This window comes from Nocardia sp. NPDC055050, from assembly GCF_053608345.1.
This window is the reverse complement of sequence record NZ_JBSGVG010000020.1, coordinates 81,417-105,921: the sequence shown is the minus strand read 5'-3', so window position 1 is coordinate 105,921 and position 24,505 is coordinate 81,417. Positions and strand designations below refer to the sequence as shown.

25 protein-coding genes are annotated in these 24,505 nt (G+C 67.2%); 5 read left to right on the top strand and 20 right to left on the bottom strand.

Annotated features, from left to right (window positions below):
• The first annotated feature begins 18 nt into the window (after positions 1-18).
• The gene (locus ACWGCN_RS21455; protein WP_378990748.1) at positions 19-282 is read left to right on the top strand and encodes an SHOCT domain-containing protein; all 264 of its coding nucleotides are present in this window, start codon (positions 19-21) and stop codon (positions 280-282) included.
• 2 nt (positions 283-284) lie between these two features.
• Positions 285-1,076: an LLM class flavin-dependent oxidoreductase gene (locus ACWGCN_RS21450; RefSeq protein ID WP_449971530.1), complete on the top strand. Its 792-nt coding sequence runs from the start codon at positions 285-287 to the stop codon at positions 1,074-1,076.
• Between the two features lie 75 nt (positions 1,077-1,151).
• Here the strand turns inward: ACWGCN_RS21450 and ACWGCN_RS21445 are convergent, their stop codons facing one another.
• From ACWGCN_RS21445 to ftsH, 19 genes are all read right to left on the bottom strand, one after another.
• Positions 1,152-3,719 (bottom strand): ATP-dependent Clp protease ATP-binding subunit, encoded by a 2,568-nt coding sequence (locus ACWGCN_RS21445; protein WP_378990750.1) that lies wholly within the window; start codon positions 3,717-3,719, stop codon positions 1,152-1,154.
• A 274-nt stretch (positions 3,720-3,993) separates the two neighbouring features.
• Entirely contained in the window at positions 3,994-4,923 is a 930-nt protein-coding gene (locus ACWGCN_RS21440) for a lipase family alpha/beta hydrolase (RefSeq protein WP_378990751.1), read from the bottom strand.
• A gap of 63 nt (positions 4,924-4,986) precedes the next feature.
• A complete protein-coding gene (locus ACWGCN_RS21435) occupies positions 4,987-5,544 on the bottom strand; it encodes an anthrone oxygenase family protein (protein ID WP_378990752.1) in 558 nt (185 codons plus the stop codon).
• A gap of 124 nt (positions 5,545-5,668) precedes the next feature.
• Positions 5,669-6,280, bottom strand: coding sequence for an FHA domain-containing protein (locus tag ACWGCN_RS21430; protein WP_101464728.1), 612 nt, complete (start codon positions 6,278-6,280; stop codon positions 5,669-5,671).
• A gap of 314 nt (positions 6,281-6,594) precedes the next feature.
• On the bottom strand, positions 6,595-6,957 hold the full coding sequence (locus tag ACWGCN_RS21425) for a histone-like nucleoid-structuring protein Lsr2 (RefSeq protein WP_067454241.1): 363 nt from the start codon (positions 6,955-6,957) through the stop codon (positions 6,595-6,597).
• 115 nt (positions 6,958-7,072) lie between these two features.
• The gene (gene lysS, locus ACWGCN_RS21420) at positions 7,073-8,539 is read right to left on the bottom strand and encodes a lysine--tRNA ligase (RefSeq protein ID WP_378990810.1); all 1,467 of its coding nucleotides are present in this window, start codon (positions 8,537-8,539) and stop codon (positions 7,073-7,075) included.
• 258 nt (positions 8,540-8,797) lie between these two features.
• A complete protein-coding gene (locus ACWGCN_RS21415; RefSeq protein WP_378990753.1) occupies positions 8,798-9,229 on the bottom strand; it encodes a rhodanese-like domain-containing protein in 432 nt (143 codons plus the stop codon).
• Entirely contained in the window at positions 9,229-9,825 is a 597-nt protein-coding gene (locus ACWGCN_RS21410) for a cysteine dioxygenase (protein ID WP_364584063.1), read from the bottom strand. Before ACWGCN_RS21410 ends, ACWGCN_RS21415 begins: the two co-directional genes overlap by 1 nt.
• 128 nt (positions 9,826-9,953) lie before the next feature.
• A complete protein-coding gene (locus tag ACWGCN_RS21405) occupies positions 9,954-10,736 on the bottom strand; it encodes a type III pantothenate kinase (RefSeq protein ID WP_452459946.1) in 783 nt (260 codons plus the stop codon).
• Between the two features lie 22 nt (positions 10,737-10,758).
• Positions 10,759-11,178, bottom strand: coding sequence for an aspartate 1-decarboxylase (gene panD / locus ACWGCN_RS21400; protein ID WP_357370408.1), 420 nt, complete (start codon positions 11,176-11,178; stop codon positions 10,759-10,761).
• 12 nt (positions 11,179-11,190) lie between these two features.
• Positions 11,191-12,147 carry a pantoate--beta-alanine ligase gene (gene panC / locus ACWGCN_RS21395; RefSeq protein ID WP_452459945.1) on the bottom strand — a complete coding sequence of 319 codons (957 nt, stop codon included), beginning with the start codon at positions 12,145-12,147 and terminating at the stop codon, positions 11,191-11,193.
• Entirely contained in the window at positions 12,147-13,055 is a 909-nt protein-coding gene (locus tag ACWGCN_RS21390) for a Rossmann-like and DUF2520 domain-containing protein (RefSeq protein WP_378990813.1), read from the bottom strand. The genes panC and ACWGCN_RS21390 overlap by 1 nt, the downstream gene beginning before the upstream one ends.
• A 288-nt stretch (positions 13,056-13,343) precedes the next feature.
• Positions 13,344-14,441, bottom strand: a complete 1,098-nt coding sequence (locus ACWGCN_RS21385; RefSeq protein WP_378990756.1) for a DUF6779 domain-containing protein — start codon at positions 14,439-14,441, stop codon at positions 13,344-13,346.
• A 68-nt stretch (positions 14,442-14,509) separates the two neighbouring features.
• Entirely contained in the window at positions 14,510-14,983 is a 474-nt protein-coding gene (locus ACWGCN_RS21380) for a DUF3180 domain-containing protein (protein ID WP_378990757.1), read from the bottom strand.
• Positions 14,977-15,516 carry a 2-amino-4-hydroxy-6-hydroxymethyldihydropteridine diphosphokinase gene (gene folK, locus ACWGCN_RS21375; protein ID WP_452459944.1) on the bottom strand — a complete coding sequence of 180 codons (540 nt, stop codon included), beginning with the start codon at positions 15,514-15,516 and terminating at the stop codon, positions 14,977-14,979. The genes ACWGCN_RS21380 and folK overlap by 7 nt, the downstream gene beginning before the upstream one ends.
• Positions 15,513-15,935, bottom strand: a complete 423-nt coding sequence (gene folB / locus ACWGCN_RS21370) for a dihydroneopterin aldolase (RefSeq protein WP_449971509.1) — start codon at positions 15,933-15,935, stop codon at positions 15,513-15,515. The genes folK and folB overlap by 4 nt, the downstream gene beginning before the upstream one ends.
• A gap of 58 nt (positions 15,936-15,993) precedes the next feature.
• Positions 15,994-16,872 (bottom strand): dihydropteroate synthase, encoded by an 879-nt coding sequence (folP, locus tag ACWGCN_RS21365; RefSeq protein ID WP_452459943.1) that lies wholly within the window; start codon positions 16,870-16,872, stop codon positions 15,994-15,996.
• Positions 16,869-17,483, bottom strand: a complete 615-nt coding sequence (gene folE / locus ACWGCN_RS21360; RefSeq protein ID WP_378990814.1) for a GTP cyclohydrolase I FolE — start codon at positions 17,481-17,483, stop codon at positions 16,869-16,871. The genes folP and folE overlap by 4 nt, the downstream gene beginning before the upstream one ends.
• Positions 17,484-17,725: 242 nt before the next feature.
• Positions 17,726-20,092 (bottom strand): ATP-dependent zinc metalloprotease FtsH, encoded by a 2,367-nt coding sequence (gene ftsH / locus ACWGCN_RS21355; protein WP_452459942.1) that lies wholly within the window; start codon positions 20,090-20,092, stop codon positions 17,726-17,728.
• 224 nt (positions 20,093-20,316) lie between these two features.
• Between ftsH and ACWGCN_RS21350 the strand changes: the two genes are divergently transcribed.
• Complete coding sequence (locus ACWGCN_RS21350) at positions 20,317-21,303, top strand: hypothetical protein (RefSeq protein ID WP_378990762.1); 987 nt, start codon at positions 20,317-20,319, stop codon at positions 21,301-21,303.
• 22 nt (positions 21,304-21,325) lie between these two features.
• Here the strand turns inward: ACWGCN_RS21350 and ACWGCN_RS21345 are convergent, their stop codons facing one another.
• Positions 21,326-22,183, bottom strand: coding sequence for a DUF1266 domain-containing protein (locus ACWGCN_RS21345; RefSeq protein WP_062991379.1), 858 nt, complete (start codon positions 22,181-22,183; stop codon positions 21,326-21,328).
• A 125-nt stretch (positions 22,184-22,308) separates the two neighbouring features.
• Between ACWGCN_RS21345 and ACWGCN_RS21340 the strand changes: the two genes are divergently transcribed.
• Both ACWGCN_RS21340 and ACWGCN_RS21335 read left to right on the top strand, forming a co-directional pair.
• A complete protein-coding gene (locus ACWGCN_RS21340) occupies positions 22,309-22,581 on the top strand; it encodes a DUF2277 domain-containing protein (RefSeq protein WP_378990763.1) in 273 nt (90 codons plus the stop codon).
• A gap of 121 nt (positions 22,582-22,702) precedes the next feature.
• Positions 22,703-24,253, top strand: coding sequence for an aldehyde dehydrogenase family protein (locus ACWGCN_RS21335; RefSeq protein WP_378990764.1), 1,551 nt, complete (start codon positions 22,703-22,705; stop codon positions 24,251-24,253).
• Positions 24,254-24,505 lie beyond the last annotated feature (252 nt).

Genomic DNA, 24,505 nt, shown 5'->3' with positions numbered 1-24,505 from the left:
GGCGAGCAGGGTTGAGACATGAACATTGTCGACAGCGCGACGACGCTGACCCTGCTGGCCGACCACTACGACGGAGGGTGGCATCCATGGCCGTTCTTCTGGATTTTCCCGGTGATCTTCTGGATCACCGTGATCGCACTGGTGTTCTTCGCCCGCCGCCGGTGCGCGGGACGCGGTGGCGCGGTGGGCGCGCTGCGCGAAGGTTTCGCTCGCGGCGAGATCACCGAGGCCGAATACCGCGGCAGGCTCGCGGTATTGAGCGAACCGCGCGGGAAGAAGTAGCGATGCGATTCGGAATCGTGCTCATGCCGCGGTCCGGGGCGGAGTGGACACAGGCGGTGACCGGGGCGCAGGCACAGGGGTACCGCACGCTGATGCTGCCGGACACGCTGTACACGCCGTCCCCGCTCATTGCCCTGGCAGCAGCCGCCGCCGTGACGGAGAACCTGCGATTGCGGCCCAATGTCCTGGCCGCGCCCTTCCGCTCCGCCGCTACGACTGTTCGGGAAACGGCGGCACTGCAACTGCTTTCGGGCGGCCGATTCGAACTCGGGATCGGCACCGGCCGACCGGACGCGCGAACGGAGGCCGAAAGACTCGGCATGCCATGGGGTTCGGCGGGTGAACGACGAAACCAGCTGATCGACACCATCACCTCGGTGCGCGCCCAGGTGGACCCGTCACCACCGGTGGTCATCGCGGCGAGCGGGCCTCGAATGCTCACCACCGCGGCGCGATACGCCGACCGCATTCTGCTGGCGGCGGCACCGGACGCGACCGAAGACGACCTCGCCGAGATGGTCGGCATCGTCACCGCCCACACCGACCGCGAGATCCGATTCACCCTCCAACTGGTCGGCATCGGCGACCAGCTCCCCAGCTGGCTGAGCACCCGCCTCGGCCACACCCCCGAAAAACTCCGCGCCGCGGGGGCCGCCGGACTTCTCCCCAGCGATCCACAGGCCGCGGTGAAAATCCTCGAGTCCCGCAGCGAGCGTTACGGAATCGACGAGCTGATCGTCCCGGGCGAGCTGGCCACCGCCTTCGCCCCGGTTCTCGAACGCGCACGTCAGTAGACGATGCGCTGCTGATCCGCGACGCGAAAAGCCCGCCCTCTGATACAGAGGGCGGGCTTTCGGTTCAGCTGGTTACTACTCGCCGGAGGCGGCGGCCTCGGGCGCGGTGCCCTCGGCTGCGCCGGTGAGAACCACCTCGGGCTTGTCGTCGGTCGCGGAGCCCTTGGTCAGCTTCGTCTTACCTTCGAAGGTGAACTTGGCGTCCTCGCCGAGACCCTCGCCGTTCCAGCCTTCGACGTCGACCAGAATGGTCTGGCCCGCGCCGATCTCGCCGAAGAGGATCTTCTCCGAGAGCTGGTCCTCGATCTCGCGCTGGATCGTGCGACGCAGCGGACGAGCGCCGAGGACCGGATCGAAGCCGCGCTTGGCGAGCAGGCTCTTGGCCTGTTCGGTCAGCTCCATCGCCATGTCCTTGTTCTTCAGCTGCACCGAGACGCGGGCGATCATCAGGTCCACCATCTGCACGATCTGTTCGCTCGTGAGCTGGTGGAAGACGATCACGTCGTCGATGCGGTTGAGGAACTCGGGGCGGAAGTGCTTCTTCAGCTCGTCGTTGACCTTGAGCTTCATCCGCTCGTAGTTCGAGCCCTCGGCGTTGGACTGGGTGAAGCCGAGGCCGACAGCCTTGGAGATGTCGGAGGTGCCCAGGTTCGAGGTGAAGATCAGCACGGTGTTCTTGAAGTCGACCGTACGACCCTGACCGTCGGTGAGACGGCCGTCCTCGAGCACCTGCAGGAGGGTGTTGTAGATCTCCTGGTGCGCCTTCTCGATCTCGTCGAACAGCACCACCGAGAACGGCTTGCGACGCACCTTCTCGGTGAGCTGGCCGCCCTCCTCGTAGCCCACGTACCCGGGAGGGGCACCGAACAGACGAGAAGCGGTGAAGCGGTCGTGGAACTCGCCCATGTCGATCTGGATGAGCGCGTCGTCGTCGCCGAACAGGAAGTTCGCCAGCGACTTGGCGAGCTCGGTCTTACCGACACCCGAGGGGCCGGCGAAGATGAACGAGCCCGACGGACGCTTGGGGTCCTTCAGACCGGCGCGAGTGCGGCGGATCGCCTTGGAGACGGCCTTGACGGCATCCTCCTGGCCGATGATCCGCTTGTGCAGCTCGTCTTCCATCCGGAGCAGACGGGTGGTCTCCTCCTCGGTGAGCTTGAAGACGGGGATGCCGGTCCAGTTGGCCAGCACCTCCGCGATCTGCTCGTCGTCGACCTCGGCCACGACGTCCAGATCACCGGAACGCCACTGCTTCTCGCGCTCGGCACGCTTGGCGACGAGCTGCTTCTCCTTGTCGCGCAGACGCGCGGCCTTCTCGAAGTCCTGCGCGTCGATAGCGCTTTCCTTCTCCCGGCGCGCATCGGCGATCTTGTCGTCGAAGTCGCGCAGGTCCGGCGGAGCGGTCATCCGGCGGATGCGCATGCGCGCGCCCGCTTCGTCGATCAGGTCGATCGCCTTGTCCGGCAGGAACCGGTCGTTGATGTAGCGGTCGGCCAGGGTGGCGGCGGCGACGAGCGCGCTGTCGGTGATGGAGACCCGGTGGTGCGCCTCGTAGCGGTCGCGCAGACCCTTGAGGATGTTGATGGTGTGCTCGACGGTCGGCTCGCCCACCTGCACCGGCTGGAAACGGCGTTCCAGCGCGGCGTCCTTCTCGATGTACTTGCGGTACTCGTCGAGGGTGGTGGCACCGATGGTCTGCAGCTCGCCACGGGCCAGCTTCGGCTTCAGGATCGAGGCCGCGTCGATGGCGCCTTCGGCAGCACCCGCGCCGACGAGCGTGTGCAGCTCGTCGATGAACAGGATGATGTCGCCGCGGGTGTTGATCTCCTTGAGCACCTTCTTGAGGCGCTCTTCGAAGTCACCGCGGTAGCGGCTGCCCGCGACCAGGGAGCCCAGGTCGAGGGTGTAGAGCTGCTTGTCCTTGAGGGTCTCGGGGACCTCGCCGTTGACGATGGCCTGTGCCAGGCCCTCGACGACCGCGGTCTTACCGACACCGGGCTCGCCGATCAGCACCGGGTTGTTCTTGGTGCGGCGCGAGAGCACCTGCATCACGCGCTCGATTTCCTTCGAGCGCCCGATGACGGGATCGAGCTTGCCTTCCAGGGCCGCCTGAGTGAGGTTGCGACCGAACTGGTCGAGCACCAGCGACGTGGACGGGGTGCCCGCCTCGCCGCGCGGACCGGCGCCCTCGACGGGCTCCTTGCCCTGGTACCCGGACAGCAGCTGGATGACCTGCTGACGGACACGGTTGAGGTCGGCGCCGAGCTTGACCAGCACCTGGGCCGCGACGCCCTCGCCCTCGCGGATGAGGCCGAGCAGGATGTGCTCGGTACCGATGTAGTTGTGGCCGAGCTGCAGCGCTTCGCGCAGGCTCAGCTCCAGCACCTTCTTGGCACGCGGGGTGAAGGGGATGTGACCGGACGGCGCCTGCTGGCCCTGCCCGATGATCTCCTCGACCTGGCTGCGCACACCCTCCAGCGAGATGCCAAGGGACTCCAGCGACTTCGCCGCCACGCCCTCGCCCTCGTGGATCAACCCAAGCAGGATGTGCTCGGTGCCGATGTAGTTGTGGTTGAGCATCCGGGCCTCTTCTTGGGCCAGGACAACGACACGCCTCGCGCGGTCGGTGAACCTCTCGAACATCGCTCCCTCACTCTCCTGCTCCGACATTCTGGCAACAGACGCCGCAGTATGCTCGATACAACCTAGGGCGTCGGACCGACAACTTTCGCCGTCAGCCTGCCATGAAGCCCGGGGGTTGCGGCCCCCGCCATCCACTCTAGTTGGCAGGGGATTCCGCCGCCGCCGGTCCACCCTAATGGGGACCGGCGACAACATGGTCACTCACTGACAACGCGCACGTCGCAGCATTCGTTTCCACCTCAGTTTTGCCTACAGCGAAATCGCGCCGCGCGGCTCAACCGGTGAAGGGTGGGACGAATTCGCACGCGACCGGGGCCTGCCGGGCGGGATCGAGGGCGTTGAGGACATGGCCTGCCGCGCGCGGGCTGCCCGCGATGGCCAGGTGTTCGGAGTAGTCCTGCGCGCACCCGTCCTGCACCACGATCGAGGTGGCGTTCGGGCCGGGGACCAGGCCCGATGTATGCGGAACGACCAGTTCGTCGAAGGCGGAGACGATATTGGTGTAGGTGACCCGTGCGTCGTACACACCGTCGGCGTTGAGCGCGGTCATGAAGGGCGAGCCGGTGAACATCTGCCCGCAGGCCTGGCACAGCGACGAGCTGACCGCGTCGAAGGCCGGACCAGCGCCGAGCGCCCGGCTGAAGCGGGCGATGTCGGCCGCGCCGAACGCATTGGTACCGAGCCACGGCGGCGCGATCCCGACCAGCTTGCCGACCTTGTCTGCGCCGCCCAACCGCTTGAGGTAGTAGTTGCCGACGATATTGCCCTGCGAATGGGCGATCAGGTCGACGCGCTCGGCGCCGGTGCGGGCCAGCACGCTGTCGACGAAGGCCGAGACCTCGGCGGCGCTCTGCTCGATCGGACGCATGCCGCCGATCGCCGAGACGGGCCAGGGAAGGGCGTAGGCGCCGTAGGTGAGGGAAAAGACGCAGTAGCCCTCGTTGGCCAGCAGGGGGGCATATACACCCCAGTTCGTCTGCCCTCCGCCGCCGGTGCCGTGCAGCAGGACCACCGGGTCGGGATGCTCGGGCGAGGGGACGCAGCCCGGATCGTTCGCGCCGGGTAGCGAGCCGCCCGGGTTGGTGAGCTCCGGCGCAATGCCCGCGAAGAAGTTGTAGTCGACCGGAAGGGGCTGGGCCGACGCGGTGGCGGGCAGGCAGGCGAACAGGGCCGCGGCCAGCACCAGAAGCGAACAACGTCGCATGAACGACTCCTCACTAGAACGTGTTCCACTCATCATGGAACACGTTCTAGTGATCGCGTGGCACTACCGGCCGTAAACCATCGGCACCGGTGCCGCGGCCACGTCGGTGGCCGAACTGGACTTACCCTGCTGCACGCCCGCGGCGAACAGCGCGCCGCACAGCACCAGGAACGCGGCACTGTGCAGCACCGCGCGGACGATATTCCAGCGAACCCAGGTCGCCTCGAAATCCGCACGGACGGCGGCGGTGTCGGCGATCGACGCCGGATCACCCGCCGCGGCGAGCGCGTCGTTGAGCGGCACGTTCAAGCCGGCGGTGACCGCGAACGCGATCACGTTGAGCGCCAACGCGATTCCGATCCAGATCAGTGTCGAACGCTGTTCCCTACCGAGGTGCAGCGCGGCCGCCAGCGCCGTGAAACCGACCGTGCCCATGAAGCCGAACATGAACCAGGGGTTGATGATCACGACGTTGATCTTCTGCATCACGTCGATCAGCGTGCGGTCATCGGTGCGGGCCAGCGCCGGCATCACCGAGATCGCGTAAGCGTAGAACACGCCGGCGATGAGTCCGGTACTGAGCAGGGCCAGCACCATGGTGGCCATCCGAACTGCGAACATGTGATGTCTCCTGACTCGTGGTCCGGAGCTTCGATCCCGCGCTCCGGTGATACGAGTAAGTCAACCGCCCAGACCGGATCCGCGACATAGTTCAGACGCTCACCGACCTACGCGAACGTCGCACTCACAGATCGTGGTCGGAGATCAGGCCGCTCTGCATCGCCAGCGCGGCCAATCGGGTGCGCTTCTGGTTCTGCGGCAGATTTTCCACCCCGAACTTCGCGAACAAGGCGCGCAGGTGGGTTTTGATGGCATCGATCGAGAGGAACAATTCCTCGGCGATCTGCTGGTTCGAGGCGGGCGTCGCGAATCCGGTGCCGTGTTTGTACGGACGGCACAGCGCGACCAGCACCGCGCGCTGGGTCTCGGTCAGTGAGCGCATCGTGGGGATGGACCCGGACGCGGTATGCGTCGCGTCATCCACCACACCGCCGAAATCGAAGAAATGCACGAGCGTGGTCCCGACCCGAATCCGGTCGCCGGGACTCAGCCGGCGCCGCCCGACCAGCCGCTCGCCGTTGACGAAGGTGCCGTTGCGCGACAGTCCGTCGTCGATGATGGTCCAGTGCGCACCGAGGTGTTCGACCGCGGCGTGCAGCCGGGAAACCTCGGCGTCCCACGCGAGCACCAGGTCGGCCTGCACATTGCGCCCGATGGTGACACGCTGCTGCCCGGCCTCCAGGGCCAGTTCATGCTGCTTACCGGTGTCGTCGGTATACCGCAGGAAGGAACTCACTGCGCGACACCGCCGGATACTCGAAACACCTTGTGCACGGCCATCAGTCTACGTCCCGAGACCCCACACCCGGGACAACCCGGGCCCCTTGTTCCCCGCACCCGGCACAACCCGGGCCCTTCGTTCCCTCGTTTCCCCGCCAACGCAACCCCGCACGCCCCGACCTCGAGGAGGGGTAGGCAGGCGCAGCCTGCCGTTCGCGGCCGTCCCGCTGTTGAGGTGCCGTTGCGTACGCGACGAAGGAGCAAGCAACGGTGCCTCAACAGCGGGACCGGCGGGGCCGCGAACCACGCGGCGCCCGCGCCGCCGATATCTCAGCTCTTGCCGACCTCTTTGTTGTATGCCTCGGTGATTTCCGCCGAGATACGACCGCGGGCGGAGACCTTGTGACCCTTACGGCGTGCCCATTCGCGAATTGCGGCGCTCTGTTCGCGGTCCATGGAAACACGGCTCTTGCCCTGCGGCGCGGGTGCACCGGCAGCCTTCACCCGACGACGGCCACTCACACGGCGGGCGTTGGCGACCCACTCGTCCAGGCCTTCGCGCAGGCGCGCCGCATTTGCGTCCGACAGATCGATCTCGTACGACACCCCATCGATAGCGAACTCGATGGTCTCGTCCGCGATGGACTCACCGTCGACATCGTCGATCAGGCTAACGGTGACCTTCTTTGCCATGAGATGAACGTCCTCTCGAAATCGTCAAGCCTGCCTCCAGGCCGAATACCCGAGGCAAGAATACCCCGAAATGCGAAATTTCCAACACGGGGTCTTCACCCCGTGAATTCACTGGTCAGCGACTAGTGGGTCGCACAATCGGGAACAGGATCGTTTCCCGGATTCCCGAACCCGTGAGTGCCATCAACAACCGGTCGATTCCCATACCGGTTCCGGTGGTCGGCGGCATACCGTGTTCCATCGCGGCGAGGAAGTCTTCATCGAGCACCATGGCCTCGTCATCGCCCGCCGCGGCCAACCTGGCCTGGTCGACGAAGCGTTCCCGCTGGATCACCGGGTCTACCAGTTCCGAATAGCCCGTTGCCAACTCGAAGCCGCGAACATAGAGGTCCCACTTCTCGGTGACGCCGGGCTTGCTGCGATGCTGACGGGTCAGCGGTGAAGTCTCGACCGGGAAGTCGCGAACGAAAGTCGGCGCGTAGAGCTTGTCGCCATACGCGTGTTCCCATAGTTCTTCGACCAGTTTCCCGTGACCGTAGCCCTTGTCCGAAGGAATTTCCAGACCTACCCGATCGGCGAGCGCGAGCAATTCCTCGACAGTGGTTTCCGGAGTGACCTCGACACCGATCGACTCAGACAGCGAGGGATACATCTCGACGGTGGTCCACTCGCCTCCGAGATCATATTCAGTGCCGTCGGCAAGCGTCACCAGAAGGGTGCCGAATGCCTCGCGCGCGACTTCCTGGATCAATTCCCGGGTCATCGTCGCCGAGTCGTCATAGGTGCCGTAGGCCTCGTAGGTTTCCAGCATCGCGAACTCGGGCGAATGGGTGGAGTCGGCGCCTTCGTTGCGGAAGTTCCGGTTGATCTCGAAGACCTTCTCCAGCCCGCCGACCACGCACCGCTTGAGGAACAGCTCCGGCGCGATGCGCAGGAAGAGATCCATGTCCAGCGCATTGGAATGGGTGACGAAGGGGCGCGCGGCAGCGCCACCGTGGATGGTCTGCAGCATCGGGGTCTCGACCTCGAGGAAGCCGCGGCGCTCGAGCGCGTTGCGCAGCGCACGGACCACGTTCACACGGGTACGGGCCATTTCCCTGGCCTCCGGGCGCACGATCAGGTCGACATAGCGCTGACGGACGCGCGACTCCTCGTTCATCTCCTTGTGCGCCACCGGCAGCGGGCGCAGCGACTTGGCCGCCATCGACCAGGAATCGGCCATCACGCTCAATTCGCCGGTACGCGAGGAGATGACCTCGCCGTGCACGAACACGAAGTCACCGAGGTCGACATCGGCCTTCCACGCCGCCAGCGCGTCGGCGCCGACACCGTTGAGGCTGATCATCGCCTGCAGCTTGGTGCCGTCGCCTTCCTGCAGCGTGGCGAAGCACAGCTTGCCGGTATTACGGACGAAAATGACGCGCCCCGCGATACCGGCCTGCAGGCCGGTCTGAGTGTCGGCTTCCAGATCCGGGTAGGCGGCACGGATTTCGGCCAGGGTGTGGGTGCGTGGCACCACCACCGGATAGGCCTCACCACCCTCGGTGAGCAGCCGTTCGCGCTTGTCCCGGCGAATCCGCATCTGCTCGGGAACATCGATGTCCACAGCGGAAGTGGCGGCGCGGCCGGGTGCGGCGGGGTTAGGAGTGCTCACGTTCGACAACATTAGCGGCACCCCGAAATGGATTTACTCCCGCCCACAAAGAACGAGAGGCAAACCCCGGCCCACACCGACCATTCCCCTGCGAGATGCAATCAACGTCACATAACTGAAACACACACAGCCCGTGACGACCTCTGATTCGCCTCGTGGACAACTGAACTCGCGGACGTCGACCCCCTACAGCGAAGCCAGCGCGTCGACCTCACGGGCGAAATGCGGGACGCCGACGCCCACGGTCAACAACCCCGCCGACTTCAACGCCTGGTATCCACCGATCACATCGGTGGCCCGGTGCAACCCCAGCTCCTGCAACGCGGCCGCCGCCAAACTCGACGTGTACCCCTCCGAGCAGAAGACGACCCATTCCACGTCGTGATCAACGGCGAGGGACAACCGGGCCGACGAGGTCGGATCCAACCGCCATTCCAGGACATTTCGCTCGATCACCAGCGCGCCGGGCAGCGAACCTTCGCGCACCCGCTGGGCGGCCGGCCGGATGTCGACCAGAATCGCGCCACGCTCGAGCGCGGCGGCCACGTCGTACACATACACCCGGTGCAATCGCGCGCGAGCGTTCTCGAGCATCTGATCAATCGTCAAACGGCTCATCACAGATCACCTTCGGGCTGGTCGGTGAGGACGGTTTTGGTTCGGCGCAACGTTCCGTGGCCGGTCACTTCGTAATACGACATCGCCGACAGCGGCGGGGAATAGGCATGCACGCTCAAGGTGGGATCGAGCGGACCGACGGATTCGGCGGCGGCGGGCGCGCGCACCACGTCGTGCACCCAGCCGATCGGGAACGACGCCTGATCACCCGCGGCGAGCGTGCGCCTGCGTAACTCCGTGCCATTCCAGCGGTATTCCGAAAGGGCGCCACTCAGCACGGTCAGGGCGCCGAGCGAACCGGCGTGATCGTGCAAATCGGTGAATTTGCCCGGCGTCCAGCTGATCAGCCAGACATCGACCTCGTCGTCGTGCGAGAGGCGGGTCGCCCAGCGCTCGTCGGCCGGCCAGATACCGTCGGCGGGCAGGAGGTGGTCGTAGCGACCGGAGAGGACGTCTTCGGCGCCTTCGTCGGTGAGTCGCAGCAGGTCAGCGGGCCGCAACCGGGTCGGCAACGCCGAGGCGATCGCCCGGTCGAGCGGGGGCGTCGCGGAGTACTCGTCGCGCGCGGACGGAAGGGAAAGGACAGAAGAACGCATGAGCGCATCTCCAGGAGGTGAGAAAACGGTCGAGGGAAAACGTCAGCCTCGAACGGTCGAGGCAGATTAGCCTCGACAACACTCCTGGGTGCTCACACGGAAGATCACGAGCGCTAGTTTAGCAGACACTACTTTTTGTTGCGCTCGTAGACATGGCGCAGGCCGATGAGCGTGAGATGCGGGACGTGCTGGTCGATGGTTTCCGACTCCGGCACGATCAGCGGTGCGCCCGCCCCCGTCGCGACGACGGTGACATCGGTGCCCGCGAACGCGTCGAATTCGTCGCGGATGCGGTCGACCAGCCCGTCGACCAGCCCGGCGAACCCGAAGATCGCGCCGGACTGAATGCATTCCATGCTGTTCTTGCCCACCACCGAACGCGGCCGTGCCAGCTCGACGCGACGCATCGCACTGCGTTCCACCAGCGCCTCGGCCGAGATCTCCACCCCGGGCGCGATCACGCCGCCGAGGAATTCCCCCTTGGCCGAGACCAGGTCGACGCAGATCGCAGTGCCGAAATCGACGACGATCGCGGGCCCGCCGAAACTACGGAACGCGGCAAGGCAGTTGACGATGCGGTCGGCGCCGACTTCCTTCGGGTTGTCGACCAGTAACGGAATGCCTGTTCGCACACCGGGTTCCACCAGCACATGCGGCACATGGGACCAATAGCGCGCCAGCATGGCGCGCAGTTCGCGCAGCACCGGCGGCACGGTCGACAACGCCGAGACACCGGCAATCTGATCGAGATCGTCGCCGACCAGACCGCGCACCTGCATGGCGAACTCGTCCGCGGTGATCAGCGGATTGGTGTGAATCCGCCAGTGCCGCACCAGTGTCGCGTGGTCGCCACTACCGGAGAACAGGCCGAGCTCGATTCCGGTGTTGCGGACGTCGATCGTCAGCAGCATGGTCCTGGGTCCCCCGCCCGGCTCAGACGAACGACAGCGAGCGCGGCGAGGTGAGGCCGGAGCCCTCCGGTGCGTGCGCGGGGTCGCTGCCCAGCTCCACCGGACGGTTGTGGTCGTCGACGAAGACCACCTTCGGGTCGTACTCGCGGACCTCGGCCTCGTCCATCTGGCCGTAGGCGATGAGGATGACCAGGTCACCGGGGTGCACGAGGTGGGCGGCGGCACCGTTGATGCCGATCACGCCCGAACCGCGCTCGCCGGCGATCACATAGGTCTCGAGGCGGGCGCCGTTGTCGATGTCGACGATGCAGACCTGCTCACCCTCGAGCAGATCGGCGGCGTCGAGCAGATCCTGGTCGACGGTCACCGACCCGACATAGTGCAGGTCGGCATGGGTCACGGTGGCACGGTGGATCTTCGACTTCATCATGGTGCGCAACATCGTCGTCGCCTTTCAGTGCGCCTGCGAGGCAGGGAGGGAGTTCGCGTCGGGATGCCCGTCGATCTGGGCGCCGAGTACTACGGGAGCGTTGTCGATCAGGCGGGTGTCGCCGACTCTGGCGGCGACCAGCAGGCGGGCGTTGCCCGCGGTGGGGGCCGGACCCAGGTTGGCATCGCGCAGTTCGAGGTAGTCGACATCGAGGCCCTCGACCGCGTCGAGAACCGAGCGAGCGGTCTGGACAACCGCCTCCGCGCCGAGGCCGGCGGCGTGACGACCTGCGGCGAGCGCGGCCGACAGCGCCAGCGCCGACTCGCGCTGGGTGGCGTCGAGGAAGCGGTTGCGCGAGGACAGGGCGAGGCCGTCGGGCTCGCGAACCGTCGGATAGGCCACGATCTTCGCGTCCATGTTCAGGTCGCGCACCATCTGCCGGATCAGCGTGAGCTGCTGGTAGTCCTTCTCACCGAAATACGCCTCGGAGGCGTGGGTGATGTTGAGCAGCTTCGCGACGACGGTGAGCATGCCCGCGAAATGCGTCGGCCTGCTGCCGCCTTCGAGCTCGGCGCCGAGTGGACCCGGCTGGACCGTGGAACGCATGCCGTCCGGGTACATATCGGAAACCGTCGGCGCGAAAACCAGGTCGACGCCCTCGGTGCGGAGAAGTTCGAGGTCGGCGTCGAGAGTGCGCGGGTAGGCGTCGAGGTCTTCGTTCGCGCCGAACTGCAGCGGGTTGACGAAGATCGAGACGATCACGACCTGGTTGTTGAGCTTGGCCTGACGGATCAGCGCGAGGTGCCCCTCGTGCAGCGCGCCCATCGTCGGCACGAAACCGACCGTGCGACCGGCGCCGCGCAGGGCCTTGGCGACCGTGTCGAGCACCTCGGGGTTGTGGTGCACGGTGAGCACGCCCGCCTTGAAAGCGCCGGTCGCGCGAGCGCCACCCTGGTGGTGATGCACTTCTCGGGGTTCCATCAGTGGCCTTCCTTGGCGAGGAGCTCCAGCAGTGCCGGATCGGTGTGGGCGAGTTGGGCCGTGCGCAACGAGTTGGCTCGGTAGGCCTCGGCCAAGCGGTCGTCGACCTGCTCGAGCGCGGCGAGATGGGCGGCGACGGCGTCGACATCACCGCGGGCGACCGGACCGGTGAGTGCGGCCTGGCCGCGACGCAAAGCGTTGTCGAGTGCGGCCGAGGCGAGCGGGGCGAGCAGCCGTTCGGGGAGGCCGCCGGGCTGATCGTCGACCAGCGGCTGGCCGAGCAGACCGGGGCCGGAGAGGGATTCGCGCAGGGCCGCGACGGCGTCGACGATCACCGTGACCAGGTGATTGCTACCGTGGGCGAGGGCCGCGTGATAGAGCGAACGCTGATCCTCCTCGACGCGAACCGGTTCGCCACCCATCTCGATCACCAGCGCCTGCGCGATGGCGTACCCGACCTCGTCGGCGGCGGTGACGCCGAAACAGGCATTGGCGAGCCGGGCGATGTCCTCGTCGTGGCCGGTGAAGGTCATGGCCGGGTGGATCGCGAGGCCGAGCGCACCCTGCTTCGTCAGCGGTTCGAGAATCGCGACGCCGTTCGCGCCGGAGGTGTGCACGACGATGGTGCCGGGGCGGACCACGTTCGCACCGGCGAGGCCGCGGACCAGCCCGGCCAGTTCGGCGTCGGGCACGGCGAGCAGGAGCAGTTCACTGCGCTGGGCGATCTGTTCGATCGGCAGCACCTGGGCTTCGGGCAGCCGGGTACGGGCGCGGTGCACCGAGGCGTCGGAGATCGCGGCGACACCGAAGACCACGTGGCCGGCTCGCTCGAGCGCTACGCCGAGTGCGGAACCCACTCGTCCCGCCGAGACGATTCCTACCGTCAGTCGTGCGGGCGCTGGATCCATTCGTGCGGGCACGGAGTCGCCACTCGTGTTTGCGCCATCAGGGTTGACACTTCTCGAGGTCAACGTTGTCCTCTCGATTTGCGTTCCAGTCCCGCGGTGCGGGTACCAGACGTTCGCTTCGAGAATAGAGGGAGTTACTCGAGGACCGCCACACGCCCCCACCGTGATCTAGCGCTCACCTGGTCCACCACTCCGCGTATTCAGGCCGGACCCAGGTGCGTGGTGACAGGGGGACGCGGCCGAGGGTTTGCCGGTGGGCGAGCCGGCTGTTGTCGGTGTTGCGACCAGCTAGGTACGCGGAGAGGCGGAGCCGGTGGACTCCGATTCGAGGTTGGCCATGATGTCTGCCACCGACAGCCGGGCGGTGCCCTCGGTTTCGGCGCGGCGGCGCCGACGAGAGCTGGTGCCCACCGAGGGAGCCTTCTCGGGGCGGGTGGCCGGGGGCTGGGCGGGCTCCGGGGTGGGCTCGGCCGTCGCTACAGGTGCCGGGACAGGTTCGGCCGCGGCGACCGGTGCCGGAGTCGGTTCGGCCGCCGCCGGGGTGGGCTCGGGGGCAGCGGCCGAGTTGCCGTTGGTGGTGGGCTCGGCCGGCAGGACCGTCTCCGTCACCTGGCGGGTGTTCGGCGAGGACAGGCGCGGCGGCGGCGTCTTTCCCGATGACGTGGTCGGTGCGGCGGGCTGCGCGGGGGCGGTCGACTGCTGGGTTTCGGCGTACTCGTCGAGCTGCACCGCCGAGGTCTCGGCGGTGACCGGGTCGTCGTACGGGTCGGCGAAATTGGCCGAAACCGGTTGCATGAAGACAGGTTTCAGTGCGCTGGGCGGTTGCTGCCACGGGCCGAACCAGGCGGCGGTGGCATCCTCGGGGCTAACGTCGAAATCGTGGTCGGGCTCGTCGAAGGCATTGAAGCCACCGGCGGGCAGCGCGTCGATCCGCACGGCATCGGCCTGCAGCGCAGGTTGCTCGTCGAGCAGGGCGCCGTCGAAGAGAACCTGCAGATTCTGGCGCAGCAGGGTCAGCTCGGCGCGCAGCGCGGCGATTTCGGAGGAGTCGGCGCCGACTTCGGCGCGCACCCGCGCCTCGACACCCATCTCGTACTCACGGCGCGCGTTGATCTCACGCTCGAGCTGCAACTCGTACACCGTCTGCAGATCGCGCACCTTCGCCTTGTCGACGGCCGCGTCCTTGCGGTAGCGGGTAGCCGCGAGCGCGCCGATCACCGCGGCCCACAGGGCTGCTACCAGGCCGATCCGCACGTATTGGACGTTTTCGCTGAAGATCAGGAAAACACTGGCGGTCAGACCGAGCAGGATGAGGAAACCGACGAAGAATTTTCCCGCGTCGTCCCGCCGTCGTCGGGGCGCCGTGCTGCGGGAGGGTGAAACCATGAGGGCCAGGGTAGCCGGAATCGGCTGGTCGGCCCACCAAAGGCTACGGAGATTCCATTCGCAAGTTGCTATGTAGTAGCGGGATCGTCGGTCGGGTCCTCGGGTGCCCGGCAGCAATACTCCAGCCACAAAGCCGCAGCAACCAGGGCCGAACCGGCCAGCAGGCCGACCACCGCACCCGGCGAATCCGTAGCGGCGGCGGTGACGGTCCCGCGCTGTGGGAAAACCCACAGCAGGAAACCCAGCCACACACCCGCGGCCAGCGAACCCACCTGCAACGACGCCTTCGCCAGCGCCACACCCCTGGCCACGTTGATCGGATGCATCTGGCCCGATCCGTCGCCGATCTGCTCATCGGCGATCTTGGCCTTGATCGCGAAGCCGAGCGCCGCCTCGATCGCGGCGACCGGCAGCAGCGAGGCGCCCGCGGCCACCGAGATCGACGGGAAGCTGGAATAGGCGAACCGGGTGGCGACCCAGGCGACCGCGGCGGCCACCACCACATTCAGCGCGAGGTCGAGTACCCGGGTGGGTTTCAGCACGAGCCGGCGCTTTCCTCGCATAGCACCAGGTCGGTACGGACCACGCCGTCTTTCTCGGACTGGTCGAGTCCGGCGAGCAGCTCGGCGATCGGGCGCGCGGCCCCGTCGACGACAAGGTGCGCGGACGGTTCGACAGCCAGCCACGGGATGAGGACGAAGGCCCGGTTGTGGGCCTGCGGGTGCGGCAGGATCAGCGTCGGATCGGTGTCGCGGGCGATCGCCGTACCGGTGCTGTCGGCGCACTGGACCACATCGACATCGAGGGTGCGCGCACCCCAGCGAACCTCGCGCACGCGGCCCGCCGCCTGCTCGAGCTCCTGACCGAAACGCAGCCAGGCGTAATCGTCGAAGGCCGGATCTTCCGCTGTGACAACAGCATTGAGGTAATCGTCTTGGTCGACGCCACCCCACGGCGCGGTCGTGTAGACCGGCGACACCGCCACGACCCGCTCCCCCAGCGCGTCGAGCACGCTGCGCAGATGCGCGAGCCGATCGCCCAGATTCGAGCCGATCGAGAGCACCGCGCGAGTCATCGGCGCGGCTCCGGGGCCTGCGTGCGATACCGGATGGCCACCACGCGCACGTCTTCGAAGGTGTGCGGGATCGGCGCCGACGGCTTGTGCACGACCACCTCCACCGCCTCGATCCGCGGGTCGGCCATCACGTCGTCGGCGATCTCGGAGACCACTGTTTCGATCAGATCGCGCGGCGGACCGGTCACGATGCGCACGGCACGCTCGGCGAGCGCGCCGTAGTCGACGGTGTCGGCGAGGTCGTCGGACGCGGCGGCCGCGGCGAAATCGACCCATACCGTCAGATCGACGACGAATTCCTGGCCGTCACGACGCTCGAAATCGAACACTCCGTGCCTGCCGAAAGCACGCAGACCGCGCAGCTCGATCCGCGACGAGGCGGGTCTGCCCGCGGGCGGCGGCAGCAAGGGCAAGTTCATCGGACAGCTCCTCGGAGGGTGACTCGGACGCCTGCGGCAGTTCGGGTAGCGAGGACGTTCACGGCGTGCGCCCAGCGACCGATCGAGCGTCGGCTGCTCGACGCCAGGCATCGACGACGGCGATGGCGTCCAGGGAAGCCCGGACATCGTGCACGCGCACGCCCCAGGCGCCGTGGGTGGCCGCGAGGGCCGACAGGGTGGCGGTGGCGGTTTCGCGGCCGTCGGGCGGGCGTGGGCCGGCTTCGTCGGCCAGGAGGGCGCCGAGGAAACGCTTGCGTGAGGCGCCGATCAAGATCGGGAAACCGCCTGCCACCAGTTCCGGGAGAGCGGCCAGGAGTTCCCAGTTGTGCTCGGCGTTCTTGGCGAAACCGAGGCCGGGGTCGAGGATCAGCCGGTCCGGGGTGACCCCCGCGGCGACAGCCAGGTCGACCTGGGCGCAGAGTTCGGCGTTCACCTCGGCGACCACGTCGTCGTAGTGATCGGCGGGGCCGGTATGGCGGTAGTCGGCGCCCGCCCGCCAGTGCATGAGGATCCACGGCACGCCCGCTTCGGCGACGACTTTCACCATGTTCGGGTCGGCACGGCCGCCGGAGACGTCGTTCACCACCGAGACACCCGCCTCCAGCGCGGCCTCGGCGACCTCGGCGCGCATGGTGTCGACACTGGTCGGCACCCCGGCGGCGACCAGTCCGCGGATCACCGGAGCGACCCTGGCGGCCTCGGCGGCCGGGTCGACCCGGTCGGCGCCCGGCCTGGTGGATTCACCACCCACGTCGACGATGTCGGCGCCCGCTTCGTACAGCTCCACACCGTGCGCGATCGCGAGTTCGGGATCGAGGTAGCGACCACCGTCGGAGAAAGAATCAGCGGTCACGTTGACCACACCCATGACCACGCAGGAGCGGTGGTCACGGGCGGTCACCAGTGGCTGGCTCATTTGCGCAGGATCAGGTCCAGCGCCTCGGCTCGCGAGGCGGAGTCGGTTTGCAGCTGGCCGCGCACCGCCGAGGTGGTGGTGCTGGCGCCGGGCTTACGGATTCCCCTCATGGCCATGCACAGGTGCTCGGCCTCGACCACCACGATCGCGCCGCGCGGATCCAGTCGGCGCATCACCGCGTCGGCGATCTGGCTGGTCAGCCGCTCCTGCACCTGGGGGCGCTTGGCGTAGAGATCGACCACGCGCGCCAGCTTCGACAGCCCCGTCACCCGGCCGTGCGAGCCGGGGATGTAGCCGACGTGCGCGACGCCGTGGAACGAGACCAGGTGATGCTCACAGGTGGAGAACATCGGGATGTCACGAACCAGCACGAGTTCCTGGTGACCCTCGTCGAAGGTGGTCGCGAGCACCGCGTCGGGCTCGGTGTAGAGCCCGGCGAACATCTCCCGGTAAGCACGCGCCACCCGCGCGGGCGTGTCGAGCAGGCCGGGACGGTCGGGATCCTCACCGACCGCGAGCAGCAGCTCGCGCACCGCGTTCTCGGCGCGCTCCTGATCGAACGGCAAACCGGTCGCCAGCGCCGTCAGCACCGACGGACTGGTCGCACCCAGCTCACCTGCCGGATCGAGTTCCTGCTTGTTGGCCGACAACTTCTCCGCACCTCCGTGATATTTGCGGCTGGCGCCGCGGGTTCTCGGCCCTGTTCTCCGCTCAGTCCAGAGGCGGGCGGGCCGAGAACGAGAGCCGAAAGCCGGCGACCACCCGACATTCGACGGCCGAGCGTGATCCGAGAACCAGTGCCGAATGCCGGTACTTGTTCGGCATTCGACCTCCGAGCGTAGTTGGCCCCCGGTCAGTGGCGGCCGTTCGGCCCTTCCCACTCCTTGTTCTCCGGATCGGCGTCACGCACCGGCGGCTGCGGCTGGGCACCCCACGGCTGGAAACCATCGCTGGCGTGCCGCGGCTGCTGCTGCTCGGGCCTGCCCCAGGCACTGCCCTGGTCCTGCGGCGGTTGGGGCTGCTGCTGCGGCTGCTGCTGCTGCGGCTGCTGCTCGTCGCGCGGCGGCCAACCCGGAGCCGACCAGCCGGCCGGTGCGCCGTAATCGGGCCGCGAACCGTGCGTGCCCGACTGCCGGGGGAACGCCTGGGTCGGCGCGGCGGGCAACGGGTAACCGGCGGCGGGCGGTGCGGGCTGGCCGTAGGGCTGACCCGGGTAGCCGTTGGGCTCCACCGGCGGTGCACCGTTGGGCACCGGCACCGGCGCGGGCTGCACCGGCGGCCACGGCTCGCCGCGCTCGACGGCCAGCTCGCCCGGCGTCTTCACCGGCGGCTTGTCCGACGGGTGCCGGTCACCGAAATCGTTGAACGCGGTGATCCGCGGACGCTTCTCCACACCGGCCAGGATCGTCTCGAGATCCTTGCGGTGCAGCGTCTCGCGCTCGAGCAGCGCGGTGGCCAAGGCGTCGAGCTGCTCGCGGTATTCGCTGAGGATCGACCATGCCTCGGTGTGTGCGGCCTCGATGAGGTTGCGCACCTCCTCGTCGATCTCGCGGGCGACCTCGTGCGAGTAGTCGGCCTGCACGCCCATCGAGCGGCCGAGGAACGGGTCGCCCTGCTCCTGGCCGTAGCGCACGGCGCCGAGGCGGGCACTCATGCCGTATTCGGTGACCATCCCGCGGGCGATCTTGGTGGCCTGGTCGATATCGGAGGACGCGCCGGTGGTGGGCTCGTGGAACACCAGTTCCTCGGCGGCGCGGCCACCCATCGCGAAGACCAGCCGGGAGATCATCTCCGAGCGGGTCATCAGGCCCTTGTCGTCCTCGGGCACCGTCATGGCGTGCCCGCCGGTGCGGCCGCGGGCCAGGATGGTGACCTTGTAGACGGGCTCGATATCGGGCATCGCCCACGCCGCCAGGGTGTGACCGCCCTCGTGGTAGGCGGTGATCTTCTTCTCGTGCTCGCTGATGATGCGGCTCTTGCGGCGCGGGCCACCGATCACGCGGTCGACCGATTCCTCGAGCGATTCGCCGGTGATGACCGAACCGTTCTCGCGGGCGGTGAGCAGCGCGGCCTCGTTGATCACGTTGGCCAGATCGGCGCCGGACATGCCGACGGTGCGCTTGGCCAGACCCTCGAGGTCGGCTTCCTGCGAGATCGGCTTGCCCGCCGAGTGCACCCGCAGGATCGCGCGGCGACCGGCCAGGTCGGGGTTGCCGACCGGGATCTGCCGGTCGAATCGGCCGGGGCGCAGCAGCGCGGGGTCGAGGATATCGGGACGGTTGGTGGCCGCGATCAGGATGATGTTGGAGCGATCGCCGAAGCCGTCCATCTCGACCAGCAGCTGGTTGAGGGTCTGCTCGCGCTCGTCGTGACCGCCGCCGAGGCCCGCACCGCGCTGGCGGCCGACCGCGTCGATCTCGTCGACGAAGATGATGCACGGGCTGTTCTGCTTGGCCTGCTCGAACAGGTCACGCACGCGGGAGGCGCCGACACCGACGAACATCTCGACGAAGTCCGAACCGGAGATGGTGAAGAACGGCACCCCGGCCTCGCCCGCGACCGCGCGGGCCAGCAGCGTCTTACCGGTTCCCGGCGGCCCGTAGAGCAGCACGCCCTTGGGGATCTTCGCGCCGAGCGCCTGGTAGCGGGCCGGATTCTGGAGGAAGTCCTTGATCTCGTAGAGCTCTTCGACGGCCTCGTCGGCACCGGCCACGTCCTGGAACGTGGTCTTGGGCATGTCCTTGGTCAGCAGTTTGGCCTTGGACTTACCGAAGCCCATCATTCCGCCACGGCCACCGCCCTGCATGCGCGACATCACGAAGATGAACAGGCCGACCAGCAGCACCATCGGCACGATGAACAGCAGCAGCTGCGACAGCCAGCTCTCCTGCTTGACCACGGTGTCGTACGGGGCGCCGGACTTCTGCACGGCGTCGAGGACCTGCGCGGAGTTCTCCCCACCACTGGGGTACTTGGCGACGATCTTGGCGTTGTTGCTCGTGGCTTCGTTGCCGTTGTTCAGTTCGATGCGGAGCTGCTGCTCCTTGTCATCGATCTGCACGTTCTTGACGTTCGCTTTGTCCTCGAGCTGGGCCAGCGCAACGGAAGTGTCGACACTCTCCCAACCGCGCGTGTCATCGCTGAGAAAGCTGAACAGCCAGATCATGAGCATGATGCCCGAGATGATCGCCAAGGTGCGAAACACTGTCTTGCGGTTCATAGAGCGTCGGCCGGACGGCCCAGTCCTTTCCGGTTATTACTCCGGGTGTGCTTGCGAAGCGTCGAGATCGGCGGGTTTCGGATGCGGACATGCCACGTTACCGCGTACGGTCTAGTTCGATACATCGCGCAGTTCGGCTGCTGGTGCAGTTGCACTGGTAAACGGCCGGAGAACGCAAGAGGTTCCCGAACGCTCCGACCGGGTTGTGGCAAGTGGCCACAATCATGTCATGCCCGCCTTATCGTGGGCGACGACACAACTACAGCGCAGGGGGTATAGACATCGTCGAGCTACGAACACCCACAGCGATTCTGCGCCACGGCGGTGGACGGCTCGTCGTCCTCCGGCCGGGTACCGACGGCGAACGTGTTCTCGACGTTCCCATTGCCGACCTGCTCAAGGTGCGCCTCAATCGGCGCGCCGACGAAGCGGTGGTGATCGAGATCTATCTGCGCTATCCCACGGCGGTCCTCACCGGCGTTCCCGCCGACCGCACTCCCCTTCCGGTGCTCATCGCCGAGCACGACGTGCCTGCCGCCCTCGGCATCGTCGACCGGATCAACGACCAGATCATGGTGACCCAGCGCATCGACGTGGCCGCGCCGGATCTCACCCCGCCCGCTCCCGAGTGGGGCAAGTCGGGTCCCACCCGCGCCGATGTCGAGCGCGCCGTGCGCCGGATGGCGCCGCGCAAGGACGCGCGTTCGGCCGTCACCGCGCTGAACCGGTATGTCACGCCCGACGAATACGTCTTGGAAACGGCCATCGCCGTTGCCGCCCCGCCTGCGGGATCGGGCATCGGCCTGCTCGCCGCGACCACTTCCCGCGTGCTGTTCATCTCCATCGGCAGCGGCGAGCGCTATGCCTTCGAATTGGCGGTGGCCGCGATTCTCGGCGCCCGCACCGTCGAAGGCGCGCGCTCGGCGCCCGGCGAGGTGGATACGCGCCACGGCGGATCGGGCATCGATATCAACGACGGCAATCGCACGCTGCATTTCGCGGGCGTGGATCGCGCCGACACCGAACGGGTCACCTGCGCGGTGAATTTCGCCATCCGCAGGCAGGCTGCCGACGGCGCCGCCGGTCCCGCCGACCCCGGTGTCAACCAGCTCTACGCGGAATGGGAATTACTCGTCGAGCGGCATTCGCTCGGCATGGTCGACGACACGCAATTCCAGCGCTACGGCCGCGGTATCCTGCGCAGCCTGTAGTGCCGGTGGCCGGACCGAATGCTCAATTCGGTTCGGCCGCTTCGGTTTCCGCCTTCTGCTCCGGTTCGTTGAGTTCGATCCGCCGCCACGGGCTGGTGGGCCGGGTCCATAGTCGCACCAGTTCCATCCGGCGGTCGACGCCGCCGTTCTTCAGTTCGGCGAGGTCCTCGGTGGCCTGCCAGTAGGTCCAGCCGGTGAGGTAGGCGTCGCCGAACTGGCGCCAGTTGCGGTAGCGGCGCTGCGCGGGCACCAGCGCGCGCATGCAGTATTCCCACGCCACGTCGGCGTCGATGTAGCCCGCGGTGAACGCCATGCGGGCCACCGCGACGACGCGGGCCAGATCCCAGGCGTGGATGTCGTTGGGTAACGGGCGCGAGAGATGGTCGGTGAAGCCGATCTTGATGGCCTGGGCCCAGATGTCGTAGTCGCGCACCAGCGCCTCGGGATTGTCCATCCCCCGAAACGAACCGACCTGCCGCAGGAACGCGCGCTGCTTGTCGGCCCGCTCACCGAAACGGTCGCGCTCGCTGGCGTTGACCGAGGCCATCACCAGCGGATGCACCAGCGAATACAACGGCGCGTGCATGCCTTCGAGCAGCTGTTCCATCGAGGCGCGGGCTTCGGTGCCGTCGGTGATGCCCCAGGCGCCGGTGAGCGTGTCGATGGCGAGTTCGCGGCGGTCGCCGAGCGGGTGTTCACGCTCGGGGCCGAGCAACATCGCGTCGTGGAAAGCGTCCCAGCGGGTGGAGTAGAAGGCGCCGAGGGCGAGCGCGCGCAGTTCGTCGTCGCTCACCCCCGCACCCGACCAGTGATCTTCTTCGCGCTCGTCCAGTTCCGGGTAGGGAAAAGTGGTCAGCGCTGGTACTCCCCTGGCAGGCATGCGGCCGAGTCTAGTGCCGTGACCGCGATCACGGGTGGCGTGCGAATCTCACGTGCATCACGAGATTTTCAGATCCCCTTATTCTTCGCCTGTCGTGTCATGCCTCACAGGTCTATGGTTCTGTCATGTGTAGAAATATCACCGTCTTGCGTGGTCTGGAGCCTGCCGCCACCGAGCAGGAGATCTACGCTGCCGCCTTGCAATATGTGCGCAAAGTCGGCGGCATCTCCGGCCTGAGTAGCGCCACGAAGCCCGCGGTCGACAAGGCTGTCGCGGCCATCGCCGCGGCTACCACGGCACTGCTGGCCGAACTCCCCGATCGCCGGGTCCCGCCGCCCACCGAGCCACCGCTGCGCCGGATTGCGGCGCGCGAGAACGAGGCCAGCGAAGCACCGTAGGAATCAGCTCGATCCAGAACTGCAACGTGTTCTAATTGTCTGAGCAGGCACGCCACTTCCTCTTGGCCGCGCCGCGATAGTCGGTGAACCGAATTCAGCAGACGCACGAGGAGAACGACCAGTGAGCGAACTCGACAAAGACGTCGCGGTGATCGAAGTACACAATCCGGCCACGGGCGACCTCGTCGGCACCGTACCGGTCACCACACCGGACGACGTGGCGGCCGCGGTCCGCGAACTGCGCCTCTACCAGCCAGAATGGGAAGCGATCGGGCCGTCCGGGCGCAAGCAGTGGCTGCTGAAGATGCAGGACTGGCTGATCGACAACACCGAGCACCTGGCCGCGGTGCTGCAATCCGAGACCGCCAAGCCGCGCGTCGACGCGATCATCGATCCGGCGTTCGCGGTCGACATTCTCGGCTACTACGCGCGCCGGGCGGGCAAGTTCCTCGCCGACGAGCACCCGTCGCCGCACAGCCCGCTCGCGCGGGTGAAGTCGCTGACTGTGGCCTACCGCCCCTATCCCGTGGTCGGAGTGATCACGCCGTGGAACTTCCCGCTCGCGATGCCCGCGATCGACGTGTTCCCCGCGCTGGCGGCCGGCGCCGCGGTGATCCTCAAGCCGTCGGAGGTGACGCCCCTGTCCGCGGTGGAGCTGGCCCGCGGCTGGGCCGAGATCGGTGCGCCGCCGGTGTTCAAGGTGGTCACCGGCGCGGGCGCGACCGGCGCGGCGGTGGTCGAGAACGCCGATTACATCCAGTTCACCGGTTCCACCGCGACCGGTCGCAAGATCGCGGCCACCTGCGCGGAGCGGATGGTGCCCTACAGCCTCGAGCTCGGCGGCAAGGACCCGGCGATCGTGCTCGCCGACGCGGACCTGGACCGCGCCGCGCACGGCATCGCCTTCGGCGGCATGTTCAACGCCGGGCAGGTGTGCATCTCGGTCGAGCGGGTCTACGTGGAAGCGCCTGCCTACGACGAGTTCGTCACCAAGCTCACCGCCGCGGTCGCCGCCCTGCGTCAGGGCGCCGACGATCGCGAGTCGAAGAACGACGTCGGCGCGCTCGCCAACGAGAATCAGGTGCTGATCGTGCAGCGCCACGTCGACGAGGCGGTGGCGGCGGGCGCCCGGGTGACCACCGGCGGCAAACGCACCGGCGTCGGCACCTTCTTCGAGCCGACTGTGCTCGTGGATGTGGACCATTCGATGTCGTGCGTCGCCGAGGAGACCTTCGGCCCGACGCTGCCGGTGATGAAGGTGGCCGACGAGGCCGAGGCCATCCGGATGGCCAACGACTCGATCTACGGGCTTTCGGCGTCGGTGTGGACCGGCGACAAGGCGCGCGGCGAACGCGTGGCCAGGCAGCTGAACACAGGCGCGGTGAACATCAACGACGTGTTCTCGAACCTGTTCAATCCCGCGATGCCGATGGGCGGCTGGGGTCTGTCCGGCGTCGGCGCACGCTGGGGCGGTGCGTCGGGGCTGCGGAAATACTGTCGCGCGCAGGCGATGACGAAGCCGAAGCTGCCGACCATGGGCAAGGAATTGTTCTGGTACCCCTACGACATGAACAAGCTGGTCGTCGCGGTCGCGGCGATGCGGGCGGCCGGTGCGCGCGGGATGCGCCGAATCGACCTGCCCGCGGTGCTGCGTCTCAAGAAGAGCAAGTAGTCGATTCCGGCTGCGACACCTGTTGGTGCGCAGCCGGATTCGCCGCTTCGAAACTTGTTTGTGACTAACATCACTTCGACGAAGTTGCTGGTCACGGTCGCCGTGGTCAGCGGCACCTTTCGGCGCGCACGACAGCGGCGCGGTGCGGCCCACATCGGAGCAGGTGATGTGAACAGCGACGCATTTTCGCTGGTCAGCCGCCCAGATATGACGTCGATCCACTCGGTGGCAGATCGCCACGAACAATAGACA